The 13,656-nt window shown below is 48.8% G+C and carries 12 protein-coding genes, 1 tRNA gene and 1 pseudogene; 8 read left to right on the top strand and 6 right to left on the bottom strand.

Annotated elements, in window-relative coordinates; genetic code table 11:
- Positions 1–4: 4 nt before the first annotated feature.
- Positions 5–1,423 (bottom strand): HDOD domain-containing protein, encoded by a 1,419-nt coding sequence (locus QZZ54_RS14050; protein ID WP_290703324.1) that lies wholly within the window; start codon positions 1,421–1,423, stop codon positions 5–7.
- Between the two features lie 212 nt (positions 1,424–1,635).
- Between QZZ54_RS14050 and ggt the strand changes: the two genes are divergently transcribed.
- The 3 genes from ggt (at position 1,636) to QZZ54_RS14035 (ending at position 5,848) form a co-directional block, all read left to right on the top strand.
- Positions 1,636–3,384, top strand: a complete 1,749-nt coding sequence (ggt, locus tag QZZ54_RS14045) for a gamma-glutamyltransferase (protein ID WP_290703323.1) — start codon at positions 1,636–1,638, stop codon at positions 3,382–3,384.
- 295 nt (positions 3,385–3,679) lie between these two features.
- Positions 3,680–4,450, top strand: a complete 771-nt coding sequence (gene fabI, locus QZZ54_RS14040; RefSeq protein ID WP_290703322.1) for an enoyl-ACP reductase FabI — start codon at positions 3,680–3,682, stop codon at positions 4,448–4,450.
- A 234-nt stretch (positions 4,451–4,684) separates the two neighbouring features.
- Positions 4,685–5,848, top strand: coding sequence for a GGDEF domain-containing protein (locus QZZ54_RS14035; RefSeq protein ID WP_290703321.1), 1,164 nt, complete (start codon positions 4,685–4,687; stop codon positions 5,846–5,848).
- Here the strand turns inward: QZZ54_RS14035 and QZZ54_RS14030 are convergent.
- The 4 genes and pseudogenes from QZZ54_RS14030 to pyrE all read right to left on the bottom strand — a co-directional run.
- Positions 5,849–5,956 (bottom strand): annotated as a pseudogene (locus QZZ54_RS14030) (cyanate hydratase); the annotation flags it as partial.
- 165 nt (positions 5,957–6,121) lie between these two features.
- Positions 6,122–6,334 carry a hypothetical protein gene (locus QZZ54_RS14025; protein ID WP_290703320.1) on the bottom strand — a complete coding sequence of 71 codons (213 nt, stop codon included), beginning with the start codon at positions 6,332–6,334 and terminating at the stop codon, positions 6,122–6,124.
- A gap of 44 nt (positions 6,335–6,378) precedes the next feature.
- Positions 6,379–6,454 (bottom strand) — tRNA-Phe (locus QZZ54_RS14020).
- Positions 6,455–6,549: 95 nt separating this feature from the next.
- Positions 6,550–7,191, bottom strand: a complete 642-nt coding sequence (gene pyrE / locus QZZ54_RS14015; protein WP_290703319.1) for an orotate phosphoribosyltransferase — start codon at positions 7,189–7,191, stop codon at positions 6,550–6,552.
- Between the two features lie 198 nt (positions 7,192–7,389).
- On the opposite strand from pyrE, the gene QZZ54_RS14010 reads away from it, so the two are divergent.
- Entirely contained in the window at positions 7,390–8,157 is a 768-nt protein-coding gene (locus tag QZZ54_RS14010) for an exodeoxyribonuclease III (protein ID WP_290703318.1), read from the top strand.
- A gap of 61 nt (positions 8,158–8,218) precedes the next feature.
- Here the strand turns inward: QZZ54_RS14010 and rph are convergent, their stop codons facing one another.
- Positions 8,219–8,989, bottom strand: a complete 771-nt coding sequence (gene rph / locus QZZ54_RS14005; protein ID WP_290703317.1) for a ribonuclease PH — start codon at positions 8,987–8,989, stop codon at positions 8,219–8,221.
- A 138-nt stretch (positions 8,990–9,127) separates the two neighbouring features.
- On the opposite strand from rph, the gene QZZ54_RS14000 reads away from it, so the two are divergent.
- From QZZ54_RS14000 to QZZ54_RS13985, 4 genes are all read left to right on the top strand, one after another.
- A complete protein-coding gene (locus QZZ54_RS14000; protein ID WP_290703316.1) occupies positions 9,128–9,991 on the top strand; it encodes a YicC/YloC family endoribonuclease in 864 nt (287 codons plus the stop codon).
- A 6-nt stretch (positions 9,992–9,997) separates the two neighbouring features.
- Positions 9,998–10,624 (top strand): guanylate kinase, encoded by a 627-nt coding sequence (gmk, locus tag QZZ54_RS13995; RefSeq protein WP_366645632.1) that lies wholly within the window; start codon positions 9,998–10,000, stop codon positions 10,622–10,624.
- An 83-nt stretch (positions 10,625–10,707) separates the two neighbouring features.
- Complete coding sequence (gene rpoZ, locus QZZ54_RS13990) at positions 10,708–10,920, top strand: DNA-directed RNA polymerase subunit omega (RefSeq protein WP_019622718.1); 213 nt, start codon at positions 10,708–10,710, stop codon at positions 10,918–10,920.
- 99 nt (positions 10,921–11,019) lie between these two features.
- Positions 11,020–13,143, top strand: a complete 2,124-nt coding sequence (locus QZZ54_RS13985; RefSeq protein WP_290703314.1) for a RelA/SpoT family protein — start codon at positions 11,020–11,022, stop codon at positions 13,141–13,143.
- Positions 13,144–13,656 lie beyond the last annotated feature (513 nt).

The raw sequence follows: 13,656 nt of genomic DNA, 5'->3' as shown, positions 1-13,656 counted from the left end.
AAAGTCAGTGTGCATGCATTATGGTATGTACCAGAGAATCGAGCTCTGCCCGGCTTTCCGTGACTTGCTCCAATACATTATCAATATCCGTCTGAGTCAGTTTCAGCTCAGCAAGAATCGTCTTCGGAACTGATTCAACTGGCCCATCTGCCATCTCCAGTGCACGCAAACCACGACTCACAATATGTAGCAACTTCGCTTCGTGACTGGCAAGCCCCTCATAAGCCAAATCATTATGATGACGCACCGCTTCAACAACGACATCTGGCAGCCCCCAGTTTTCCAAAAGCCAGCTTCCGACCTGCTCCCGGGTAACATTGAGCACCTGCTTTTCGACAAACTCCAGGGGCATATGTGGATTCGCTTCGATATAACGTGATAACAGAGAAAAATGAGGCGGAAATAGGTGTGCAAGTATCAGGTATCCGAAGTTTTGCAGTAAACCGGCTAGATAAACCAGACCGGGTTTGGGCCTGATCTCTGCAGGTATTTTTTTGCACAGAAGTTCTGCGGCGGCGGCGGTATATACCGACTGTTGCCAGTATGGAACACCATCACGGGGAGTATCTTCCGGTACTGACAACGCTTTACCCATAGCCACACCTAGTGCCAGATTAACCACCAGATCAAAGCCTAAAACACGAATCACCGCATCCTCAACGGAATGTACGTCACCAGGCGCCGCATAGTAAGGAGAGGCAGCCCAGCTCATAACTTGAGCTGCAAGACTGGCATCACCGCGGACAAGAGGGACCAGGTCATCAATTCCCGCGGCCGGATCAGAACGCAGCTCAACCAGCCGTTTCATCGAAGGCGGTAATGAGGGCAACCCTAAAGTATCTTCTAGACGCTGCTGAATTCTCAACGTTGTAAAACGTTCAACAGCACGAGTAATGACCTGTTCATCGTTACCATCGGGCTGCTGCTGATTGATTCCGTTAACCGTCAATCCTAAGGCACAAAGCGATACATGATCCTGAAACCACTGTTTTTGAGCCACGAAGGCTAAACCGGTATAAGGCTCGATAACCTCAAGCTTATCGTAGTCAGCAATTGACTGATCTATATATACAGGCAATTGAAAAAGCTTCTTCTGCCCGGCATTGACCTGTAAAGCTGGCTGACCAAAAAATTTCATAGCATCCTGCCCTCTGACAGGTTGCAGATGTCGGCCTGAGTGTTTCCAAATGCTAACCAGATTTAACAGCATATTGGCTGGCAAAATAACAAGCGCTTTGCCTTCATGGTCATTCAGTAACACTACGCGTGTCTCTTTGGCGTCACTGCCTGCGTTGTAGATAGGTTTGACTGCTATAGACAAAGGGGAATCTCCATTATCACTGTCCGTCGGAATGCTATCGGCCCGAGCGGTTTGATCTTTAACTAACTCCAGTATAGATAAAGCAATGCTTGCCAGCACCACAGATGCTACCCATTTCGAGCGACGGCTATCACCCTCCGATAATGATTAAACATAGACATTACCGATGGCCCGCCAGTTCTCTCAAGCGCCCATTCAACCCTATGACTTTAAAGATAAATTTAATACAGTGACAACAATTTGATTAAATTTCTGCTTTAATAATAACGGTTCCAATAATCGGCAATCGACCAATTTTCCTCAGGAATAAAGCTATGCGCAGGCCTACTCTCTCTGTCATTTTGGGTACACTCACCCTCCTTCCGACACTTTTATTCGCGGTCAATGAAGATTTAGCGCCGGAATCCGCTACCGGAACTCTGGTTAAGCAAAGTGTCGAAGCCCGGCATCAACTGGTTGTTACCGCCCATCCCTTAGCCACCCGAGCCGGGTATCGGATATTACAACAGGGAGGTAGCGCCGCTGATGCAGCGGTTGCTGTTCAGGCAATGCTTACCCTGGTCGAGCCCCAGTCATCCGGCATCGGCGGTGGCGCATTCATGCTTTACTGGGATAACGCCAACAAACAATTAAAGGCATTCGACGGCAGGGAAACAGCCCCCGCATCCGCTGATGAAAATCTATTTATGACTGACGAGGGAAAACCGATGCGGTGGTGGGACGCGATGGTTGGCGGCCGTTCAGTTGGCACCCCTGGCGTTCTGGCGATGCTGGAATTGAGCCAGAAACAATACGGGAAGGTGCCATGGGCCTCGCTATTCGACGATGCAATTAAAACCTCAGAAAGCGGTTTTAAGGTGAGCCCAAGACTCAATCAACTGCTCACATCTAAAATAAATCCGGGCTTGGGAAAATACCCTCAGGCCCGTGACTATTTCTTTACGCCAGAGGGGGAGGCTTTACCGGTAGGGCACCAACTAACCAATCCAGAATTGGCAAACTCATTGCGTCAGATTGCTGGAAAAGGCGCAACTGCATTTTATCAAGGGGAGCTGGCAGAGAATATTATCGACGCGGTAAAGCAAGCGACTGATAACCCCGGCAAGCTTCAGTTGAATGACCTGAAAAACTATCAGGCAGTTGAACGTCAGGCCGTTTGTCGCCCATTCAGAGATTATCGAGTCTGTGGTTTCCCGCCCCCCACGTCCGGCGGCATAACAACACTGCAGATCATTAAACTTATGGAGCTGGCCGAGCCGAAACAGCTACAACCGAACTCTATAGAATTCTATCAACTCTTCACTCAGGCAAGTCGTTTAGCCTATGCCGACCGGGCACGTTATCTGGCTGACAGTGATTTTGTCGATGTCCCGATGGATCAGCTCCTGGACGAAAGCTATCTACGACAGCGCAGTATGCTGATCTCCCCATTGACGGATATGGGCAGAGCCAACCCCGGTGAATTACCTAACAGGCTCAGCCGGGCTGATGACCAGTCTCCAGAACTCCCCTCCACCAGCCACTTTGTTATTGTCGATCGCTGGGGTAACGCCGTTTCTATTACCAGCAGCATCGAGATGGCCTTTGGCTCCACTCTGATGGCTGGGGGTTTTCTTCTAAACAACCAACTCACTGATTTTTCCTTCGTCGCCGAACAGGATGGAAAACCCGTTGCCAATCGGGTTCAGCCAGGCAAGCGTCCCCGCAGTTCAATGTCTCCCATAATGGTGTTTGATAAAAATAATCACCTGGTCGCTGCACTCGGCTCCCCTGGAGGCAGCCGGATCATTAGCTATGTCGCAAAAAACCTCTACCTCAAACTCAGTTCTGATCTATCCCTGCAACAGGCCTTCAATACCCCTCACGTGGTTAATCGCAACGGCGTGACTGAACTGGAAGCAGGTACTTCCGCAGAGCAACTTGCCGAACCACTCAAGACGTTGGGCCACGAGATAAAAATCAGAGACCTTAATAGTGGTCTGCATGGTTTTTTCCGCCAGTCTGATGGCTCCTGGAAAAGCGCCGTTGACCCCCGCAGAGAGGGCACCGCTCTAGGCGATTAAATTGCGACCCCGATACAAGCATCTGCCCTCTTCTCAAAGCAGGCCAGATGCTTTCCCCCTATAACCACTCCCTCTTTTTATAACTTCCCAGACACATCAAGAAACCCATACCCATTTTGGGACTTAATTTGTAAACATTCGTCGACTTTAGTCGATATACTTAACATAGAAATTGTGCAGAGCACAAAAGAGTTATAGCGATACCGATTGAGCCTATAAAAACAGCCTTTCATAATTCTGAAATCAGTTTCGTTTATATTTAACCTATTGATTTATAAATATATGGTGTATCGAAATGTCTAACTTATTAATGGCTGGAAAAAAAGTTCTTATTGTCGGAATTGCCAACGATAAAAGCATCGCTTACGGCGTTGCAAAAAAACTGCACGAACAAGGTGCAGAACTCGCAATTACTTATCTTAATGATAAAGCTGAACGCTTTGTTCGCCCCCTTGCTGAAGAGGTCGGCGCCTCAATCATCATGCCTCTGGATGTTACCCAGGAGCAGCAGATGGTTGATCTGTTTAAAGCGATAGAAGAAGCCTGGGGTTCTCTGGACGGATTGGTCCACTCGCTGGCCTTCTGTCCCCTTGAAGATCTCCACGCCCCTATCTCAGAATGTTCCAGAGAGGGCTTTGTCCAGGCGATGGATGTCTCATGTTTCTCTTTCATCCACATGGCCTCTTTTGCAAAAGATCTGATGAAAGATGGTGGTTCGATGATCAACTTCTCATATCTTGGTAGCGCTCTGGCAACCGGCGATTACAACGTCATGGGCTGCGCTAAAGCAGCACTTGAAGCCGCAACTCGCTATCTGGCCCGTGATCTTGGTCCACGTCACATCCGCGTTAATTCGATCTCTCCGGGTACTATTGCAACTCGTGCGGCTGGCGGTATTAAAGATTTTGCCACCATGTTGGAGTACAACCAGCAAAGAGCGGTCGACCAACAGCTTCCAACTATCGAAGAGGTGGGCGATGCAGCGATGTTCTACCTAAGCGACCTATCCAAAGGAACCTCCGGTAGTATCCACTATGTGGACCATGGTGTAGGTATCGTTGGTTAACAAGTACCCTCTAAAGCACTAAGAAGAACACCGCTATGCGGTGTTTTTTTTATTTAACCGCTCTACTTTCCCCACCAGGCCTACTGACCTTAGTCGTATCTGAGGCGGCAATAAAGCACTACGTTTTATAGGGCTTTATCTGCTAGAATAAAAAAAAGCTGGAAATCGGAACTCCGCTTCAACATAACAATAAAACTCCGCAGGCAGGACGCAGGCAAAAAACGTAGCCCTTTAATGAATACATACCCCAATCTCGATTTCTTTGAAGCTTTCCCCTGGAATAAAGGGTTTGAACTGGGAATACCCGCCATTGATGATCAGCATAAGCGGCTGATCGTACTCATCAACCGACTCGTTAACACGCTGATTCATAACGAACCGATGGAGATCAACGAAGCCTTTAATGAACTGGCGGAGTACGCTGATTTCCATTTTGTTACTGAAGAAGCAATCTGGGCCGAACACCTACAAGATGATGACTGGGTAGCCTCGCATAGTCATAACCACGCCTCCTTTCTTCCCGCGGTTAAAGCAATTCAGGAAAAAGAAGCTGGGCAGCCACTACACGAAGTCATTGAAAAGATTCTTCGTTTTCTGACCCGCTGGCTGGCATTTCACATCATTGATGACGACAAACGACTAGCGATTGCCGTCAAAGCCATCGAATCTGGCGTTGATATCGATGAAGCAAAAAAGCGTGCAGAACTTGAGATGGATAGCTCGATCAACATACTGATTGATATCGTGCTCACCATGTATGACGGTCTTTCCTCCCGCACCCTGAACCTAATGCGAGAACGTCAGGCACGAATTGCGGCAGAAACAGAACTTAAGCAAGCCAACCAAAAATTAGCCCGGCTATCAGTTACCGACCAACTCACCAGCTTGTTTAACCGCAGACATTTTGATGACATATTGGATAAAGCGCTTAGAAGCTCTATCCAAGAACAGAAGCAGCTTAACTTCTTCCTACTAGACATCGATTATTTCAAACGCCTTAATGACCGCTACGGCCACCAACAGGGTGACATAGCGTTACAACAGGTTGCTCAACAATTACTGGCCCTTTGCCAACGCCCCACTGATTACGCGTTCCGATTAGGGGGGGAAGAGTTCGCAATACTCTCTATCACCGCCCCTGAAAGCGATGAACGAGGTTTTGCTGAAGCTATTTGTGATTCGATCGCCGCGTTATGCATTGAAAACGCTGATAGCAATCCTGCTGAAGTTCTCACCGTGTCGGTAGGCTATATAAGCCGACTGCCACAACCGACTGATAACAAAGATAAACTCATGCAACAGGCAGACAAGTGCCTTTACTTCGCAAAACGAAACGGGCGAAACCGAGTAATAAGCCAGGAGGACCTGAACGACCAGCCCCTCCTCTCACCGGCCTGATCAATAGGATTTATAGGGTAGAAACTTACCAGAAAGCACCACATTTACCCGATCACCATTAAGATTCGCTTCGCGCTGAACATTCATAGAAAAGTCGAAGGCACTCATTGCTGTTCTACAATTATCGCGTACGTACCCAAGACTGATTAATAATCAGTTTTCATAATGAGATTGACTAGAAACCGAGAGGGCTTGATCTTAAATGATAAACGACGCTGAAACCGCGCGGTATAGATAGACTTTACAGCAGTAGACTGCTTTGACTGCCTGAACTTAATTGCTGATCAAACCAAAGAGATACCAGACTCCAGAAACAACAAAGCCCTGCATTTGACTGCAAGGCTTGAAGTAAGTGGTGCCAGGACTCGGAGCAATGCCGAAGGCCATTACAACATCGCTGATCTTTGGCGATGGCCCGTAGGGGGAGGAGCGTAGCGACGAATAATCGAACCCGGTTCGTGTTCCGAGCTGCGATAGCCCAGACACAAAAAAGCCCCACTACAAAGTGAGGCTCTTTCAAAACAAATTAGTGGTGCCCGGACTCGGAATCGAACCAAGGACACGAGGATTTTCAATCCTCTGCTCTACCGACTGAGCTATCCGGGCAACGGGCGCTTATTAAACACGCCTGATCGGCAAAAATCAACTAAATTACCCGGGTGTCTGATAAAACATTAGGTTACTGATTAATAAGTAACCGATCAGATGCCATATTGAGCGCGATACGCCGAAATCGCTTCGATCTGAGCATCCATCCCACCCTTCTCACCTAGGTAAGTCAGCAGGTCATTTAGAGAAACGATGCTTGCCACCGGCATATTATAATCACGCTCAACTTCCTGAATCGCTGATAGCTCTCCTTTGCCCTTTTCCTGTCGATTCAAGGCAATGACAGTCCCTGCCGGAGTCGCCCCAGCCTGATCAATGATATCCATCACTTCACGGATCGCAGTCCCTGCGGTAATCACATCATCAATGATCAACACTCGACCTTCCAATGGTGCACCTACCAGTTTTCCACCCTCACCATGGGTTTTAGCTTCCTTACGATTAAACACGTAGGGAACATCCTGGCCAAATTCGGTCGCCAATGCGACACACGTCGCCGCTGCCAGCGGTATACCTTTGTATGCAGGGCCCAGCATCACATCGTACTCGATACCTGATTCCTGAATGGCTGCCGCATAACACTTTCCTAACCGCGCCAACGCTGCGCCTGTATTGAAGAGGCCGGCATTGAAAAAATAAGGACTAGTACGACCAGACTTCAGTGTGAACTCGCCGAATCGCAACACCTCTTTATCAATCGCGAACTCGATAAACTCTCTCTGATAATCTTGCATCTGGGCTCTCCACAAGCTGTGTAAAAAAGATGCGCGTATAATACAGGGTTTCTTCCTGCCCCTCTATATCAGGACAGGACATACCCATTGAATTTCCCGTCGTTACACTAATTGTCATCGCTTTAGATTCAAATTTGCTTAAACACCCAGTACAATGCGGCTCTCGTATCAAATTCCGTTTCTTATGGATTTATAGCTATGCGCGTCATCACATTCAATACTCAGGGTATTGAACAGGCAGCAGACAATGGGTTTTTCCAGTGGATGGTTAAACAAGATGCAGATGTTGTGTGTCTGCAGGATCTGCGTGCCAAAGAGTATCAGCTGGATGATGAACGTTATCATCCCGAAGGCTATCAAGCGTACTTCTTTGACGCATTTGAAGATGGCTATAGTGGCGTAGCCATCTATACCCGTATATTGCCAAAAGCAATTATGACCGGACTTGGGTTTGAACAGTGCGACTTCAATGGCCGTTTTATTCAAGCAGACTTTGATAACGTCAGCGTCGCCGCACTCAGTGTACCCTCAGGCCTGAAGGACGACGAATGCCAGGTAGCCAAAGAGGAATACCTGCGGCTGCTCAAAGGGCACTTCACAAAGACCCTGCGTAAACGTCGTGAGTTTATCTTTTGCGGACCATTACAGATCGCTCATAAGCCTCAGGATCTGAGCAACTGGTATGTAAACCAGAAAGTTTCAGGATTCCTTCCTCAGGAAAGAGAGTGGATGGAAGATCTGTTCGGAGAGATGGGCTACGTAGACGCCTTCCGCCAGGTTAACCATACTGATCAGCAATACACCTGGTGGCCTGAATACAATAAAGCCCGTGATCTGAACGAAGGCGCGCGACTGGATTACCAGGTCACTACAGCCAATCTGCGTAAAACAGTTAAGTCTGCGTCTATCTATCGGGATGAATGCTTCTCGGCTCATGCCCCGGTCATTGTTGATTACGACCTTTAAGTCGAAATTCGGACATTAAAAAAGGGAGCATCAGCTCCCTTTTTTATAACTTATCCGAAGATCAATCCGCGAGAGCTTGCTTCTGCAGCTCGGATATTTCACCAATCCCCTTCTTAGCCAACGCCAACATCGCGTTTAGTTCATCCTGAGAGTACGGCTCACCCTCTGCAGTGCCTTGAACTTCTACAAAACCGCCCTTATCGGTCATGATAACGTTCATATCGGTTTCCGCTTCAGAATCTTCCGCATAGTCCAGATCCAATACAGCCTCACCTTTATAAATGCCCACCGAGACAGCCGCCAGACCAAATTTGATCGGGTCACCTTTCATTGCGCCATGCTTATCTTTTTTCAGAAAGTTGATCGCATCTCTCAAAGCCACATAAGCACCGGAAATAGACGCTGTACGGGTTCCACCGTCCGCCTGAATCACATCACAATCAATAGTAATGGTATTCTCACCCAGTTTTTTCAGATCCAGACAGGCACGTAAAGAGCGCCCAATCAAACGCTGAATCTCTACCGTGCGACCGCCCTGCTTACCTCTTGACGCCTCACGACCGTTACGACTACCCGTAGCGCGAGGCAACATACCGTATTCCGCGGTCACCCAACCCGTACCAGAACCACGCAGGAAGCGAGGCACACCCCGTTCAACCGATGCGGTACAGATCACTTTGGTATCACCAAACTCCACCAACACAGAACCTTCAGCGTGCTTAGTGAAATTACGCGTAATACGCACCTCACGCATCTGATCGACATTTCGATTACTCGGTCGTAAAGAGGTAACCCCCAGGTTTTGCAACTGGTCTGAAATTGTTGAGCTCATGTACTTAAGAATCCTGTTCGACAACCCGACCGGACACATAGAGTAAGCGGTCGAGGGCTGTTAGAATAAAGGGTAAATCCGCCGACACTCGTCTCAGTGCCAACAACGAAAACAGCATTCTAATCGAGAACAGACGATATGACACGTAGTATGACCGCTTTTGCCCGTCAGGAAGTGCAACATGAGTGGGGTAGCCTGATCTGGGAAGTACGTTCCGTAAACCACCGCTATCTGGAACCTCACCTGCGCCTGCCGGAGAGCCTGCGTGACCTGGAAGGCTCATTAAGGGAGTCGCTGCGTAAAAAACTCAGCCGGGGAAAAATCGAGTGCACCCTGCGCTTTGTAGCAGAGGCCCAAGCCCAGACCCTCACTGTCGATGAATCCTTCGCCCGCGAGCTATTAGACGCGGCACAGCAGGTAGAAAATCTGTTACCAGTGTCGACACCGATTGATACTCTGGAGCTGTTGCGCTGGCCGGGTGTTCTGCAAGACACCAAACTAGATATGGACAAGGTCAAGAAAGCAGCCTTGGAGCTATTCCACAAAGCCCTCGATGACCTGATTGAAAGCCGAGGCCGTGAAGGTGTGGAACTTGCTACGCTGATCAATCAGCGACTCGATGCCATCAGCGCTGTTGTGGCTGACGTCCGCAGCAAACTACCGGGCATACTGCAGGCTCAGCGGGATAACTTAAAAGCCCGACTGGAAGAACTGAAAGCAGACCTGGACCAAGGCCGACTGGAACAGGAGATGGTGATTCTTGCGCAAAAAGCTGACGTCGATGAAGAGATGGACCGCCTGAACACCCATGTTCAGGAAGTAAAACGGGTTCTTAAATCCAAGGGCCCGGTTGGCCGCAGACTGGATTTCCTGATGCAGGAACTGAACCGGGAAGCAAATACGCTTTCCTCCAAGTCGATTGTTTCAGATACCACACAGGATGCGGTTGAACTAAAAGTTCTGATCGAGCAGATGCGCGAGCAGATCCAAAATATTGAATAAGTGAAAATGACAATGAATGATATTGGAACGCTTTACGTAATATCCGCCCCTTCCGGCGCTGGAAAAACTAGCCTGGTTAAAGCGCTGTTAGATAACGATGAGCAGGTGTGTGTATCCGTATCACACACGACCCGCGATATGCGCCCTGGCGAAGTCGATGGTAAAGACTATAACTTTGTTCCTATGGACCAGTTCAATAACATGATTGAACAGGGGCAGTTTCTGGAATTCGCTGAAGTATTCACCAATAAATATGGCACCTCCCGCCCCTGGGTTGAAGAACAGCTTGAACAGGGTATGGACGTAATTCTTGAAATAGACTGGCAAGGCGCTCAACAGGTCCGGCAACAAATGCCCGATTGTATCTCTCTGTTTATCCTTCCCCCGTCCACTGAAGAACTGCGTAAACGTCTGACCGGACGCGGGACCGATTCTGACGAGGTAATCAATCACCGAATGTCGGAATCTATGAGTGAGATGAGCCATTATCCTGAGTTCCAGTATTTAGTATTCAACGACGACTTTGATACCGCCTTAAACGATTTACAAACCGTGTTTTCTGCCCGTCGATTAGAACTGAGCCGCCAGCAACTTAAACAGGCCCAAATCCTCGCCGAACTCTTGTCAGAATAGAATCTCTCAGGTAGACTGGCCGGCTCTCCGAATCAGGTCTGAATACCGGCCTGAGTGATTGAACCCAATAACCGAGGTCGCCAATGGCTCGCGTAACTGTTGAAGATTGTCTGGAAAATGTAGACAACCGTTTTGAACTGGTAATGATCGCCTCTAAGCGTGCTCGTCAGATCGCAACTGGTGGTAAAGAACCTAAAGTTGAGTGGGAAAATGACAAGCCTACTGTTGTTGCTCTGCGTGAAATAGCAGAAAAACATATCGATGTATCAATTCTTGATGAACGCGAAGAAGATTAACTCTTTTTCAATCCGTTCTAATAAGGCATCATCTCTATAGTTTCTGTTGTTTTGTAGTCGCCTTTAAATATGGCTACTCTTGAGGCATAGGAGTAATTGATGCCAACTGTTGATGCGCTTTCTGATCGCCTGACTGAATACCTTGATCTGCAACAGATCAAGTTGGTTAGGCGTGCGTATTACTATGCTGAACAAGCACACGATGGGCAACGCCGCAAAAGCGGTGAACCCTATGTCACCCATCCTCTTTCGGTCGCTTCGATCCTTGCTGGCATGCATATGGACCACCAAAGCCTCATGGCTGCGATGCTTCACGATGTCATCGAAGATACTGCGGTGTCGCGGGATGGTCTTGAAGGGCAATTCGGACAAACAGTTGCCGACATTGTCGATGGGGTGAGTAAGTTAACCCATCTGGAATTTGAAACCCGTGCGGAAGCGCAGGCGGAGAATTTTCAGAAGATGGTGCTGGCGATGGCCGTTGATATCAGAGTTATTCTGGTAAAACTGGCAGACCGTCTACACAACATGCGTACCCTCGGCGCTATGCCGCCTGAAAAACAACGTCGCATTGCCCGTGAAACCCTGGATATCTATGCACCCGTCGCTGCGCGTTTAGGCATGCGGGATCTGCAACTAGAACTCGAAGATCTGGCGTTCCAGTCCTACCATCCAATGCGGGCGAAATATATTCGCAGAGCGGTAGTTCAAGCCAGAGGCCAGCGAAAAGACGTCATCACCTCGATTGAGGACGCTATTCGCAGCAGGCTTAACCAGGAAGGTCTCCCCGGCGCCGTTTCTGGCCGTGAAAAACACCTCTACAGTATCTACAGCAAGATGAAAACGAAGGGGAAATCCTTCGCCGAGATCATGGATGTCTTTGCCTTTCGCATCGTCACTGAATCTGTTGATGATTGCTACCGGGCTTTAGGTATTGTGCATAATTTATACAAACCGGTACCGGGTCGCTTCAAAGACTATATAGCGATCCCTAAGGCTAACGGTTATCAATCTCTGCACACCGATCTTTTCGGGGCTCGGGATATAACCATCGAAGTTCAGATACGCACAAAAGAGATGGATGCGGTAGCCGGCCAGGGAATTGCAGAGCACAGCCACTATAAAATCTATGGCGACTCCAGTTCAGCCATTGATGGCTATAACCGTGCACGCAAATGGGTGCAGGGCTTGCTGGAAATGCAGCAACGCGCCGGCAACTCCATGGAGTTTATCGAGACCGTTAAGACCGACCTCTTTCCTGATGAAGTTTATGTCTTCTCACCACAGGGACGAATATTTGAGTTGCCACAAAGGGCGACTGCGGTCGACTTTGCCTATGCGGTTCATACCGACATCGGCAACTCATGCGTATCATGTCGTATCAATCGTCGCTTAGCACCACTCTCACAGCCGCTACAGAGCGGTCAGACCGTTGAGATCATCACAACACCAAGCGCCCAGCCAAATATGGCCTGGCTGAACTTTGTTGTTACCGGTAAGGCCCGTTCTGCAATACGTCACTTTATTAAAGTCCAGCACCGTGGCGAGTCTATTGAGCTGGGCCGACGCCTGTTAACCCAATTTCTTTCAAACTATGGATCTAGCCTGGAAGAGATCGATCCAGCCTCTCTCACAACCCTACTAGAAGAAACCGAGTTAAGCTCCCTTGATGAACTGCTTGAAGATATAGGCATGGGAAACCGAATGGCCTATGTGGTTGCTCGGCGCCTGCGCCCGGCAGAGCATCAGGAGGAAGAGCTGCAGGAAAGCCCTCAGCCCGGAAAAGCCACCCTGGCTATTCAGGGAACCGAAGGAATGGTTATCCACTACGCTCGGTGCTGCGGCCCGATACCTGGGGATGGCATTACCGGTCATATCAGTACCGGCAGAGGACTGGTGATTCACCGCACCGACTGTCGCAACATCGCCTTCATGAAAGACGATGCAGAGAAATGTGTATACCTCGAATGGTCCAATAGCATTGATGACGAATTTATCGTTAATCTGGATCTCAAAGTCGAGTCCAAGCGAGGCCTGATAGCATCGCTTGCGACCACTGCGGCAGCTACGGGCGCCAACCTTTTGAAAGTAGACATTACTGAGACGGATGACGCCCTCAATACCGTTCACATGGACCTTACCGTCAAAGACCGAGTTCATCTAGCCTCGGTGATGCGTAAACTAAAAGCCCTCAAGTCCGTATATAAACTCACACGGGTATAAATAAAAAAACGCGCCATCGGCGCGTTTTTTATTTAGCTGCTAGATCGAGACTTGCCAGATCAGAGCGATCTGCTCTACCTGCTTACGAAGAACCTCACCACAAACAACACACCAAAGCCCATACGTTTTTCCTAGCCACTCCTGGTACGTAGCGCTTGTACATACGGGATCGTTAAGTGGCTCGCTAGGTTGCGTCTGAGGGCCATCTCTTCACTTGTCCGAAGCCCGGAAAACAGAGACACCGAAAGCATTTGTTTAACTTCCACATTGTAGGAGCCGTGCCTTCACGGCGAAAGAATCACCTTACGAAGCACCTACTCTACAACTATCACACCCAACTCAATTAAGAACGACTTGGCTCTTACGCTTATTCTAGCTACGATAGGTGTGCAGTACCGTCCGAGCCAGCCGCGTAGCGGCGGTCTAGCCCCTTCTTTTTGTTTCTAAATCCCAGACACGAAAAAGCCCCGACCAAACTAATGATCGGGGCTGTCTCTTATTTGAAGCTTGGCG

Source organism: Amphritea sp., assembly GCF_016744155.1.
In the GTDB taxonomy this organism is placed as follows: domain Bacteria; phylum Pseudomonadota; class Gammaproteobacteria; order Pseudomonadales; family Balneatricaceae; genus Amphritea.
Note: the sequence above shows the minus strand (reverse complement) of the source record. Positions and strands in the feature narration are given on the sequence as shown.

Coding starts and splice junctions, on each gene's coding strand:
- ggt (WP_290703323.1), top strand. CDS start 1,636: ATGCGCAGGCCTACTCTCTCTGTCATTTTGGGTACACTCACCCTCCTT.
- fabI (WP_290703322.1), top strand. CDS start 3,680: ATGTCTAACTTATTAATGGCTGGAAAAAAAGTTCTTATTGTCGGAATT.
- QZZ54_RS14035 (WP_290703321.1), top strand. CDS start 4,685: ATGAATACATACCCCAATCTCGATTTCTTTGAAGCTTTCCCCTGGAAT.
- pyrE (WP_290703319.1), bottom strand. CDS start 7,191: ATGCAAGATTATCAGAGAGAGTTTATCGAGTTCGCGATTGATAAAGAG.
- QZZ54_RS14010 (WP_290703318.1), top strand. CDS start 7,390: ATGCGCGTCATCACATTCAATACTCAGGGTATTGAACAGGCAGCAGAC.
- rph (WP_290703317.1), bottom strand. CDS start 8,989: ATGAGCTCAACAATTTCAGACCAGTTGCAAAACCTGGGGGTTACCTCT.
- QZZ54_RS14000 (WP_290703316.1), top strand. CDS start 9,128: ATGACACGTAGTATGACCGCTTTTGCCCGTCAGGAAGTGCAACATGAG.
- gmk (WP_366645632.1), top strand. CDS start 9,998: ATGACAATGAATGATATTGGAACGCTTTACGTAATATCCGCCCCTTCC.
- rpoZ (WP_019622718.1), top strand. CDS start 10,708: ATGGCTCGCGTAACTGTTGAAGATTGTCTGGAAAATGTAGACAACCGT.
- QZZ54_RS13985 (WP_290703314.1), top strand. CDS start 11,020: ATGCCAACTGTTGATGCGCTTTCTGATCGCCTGACTGAATACCTTGAT.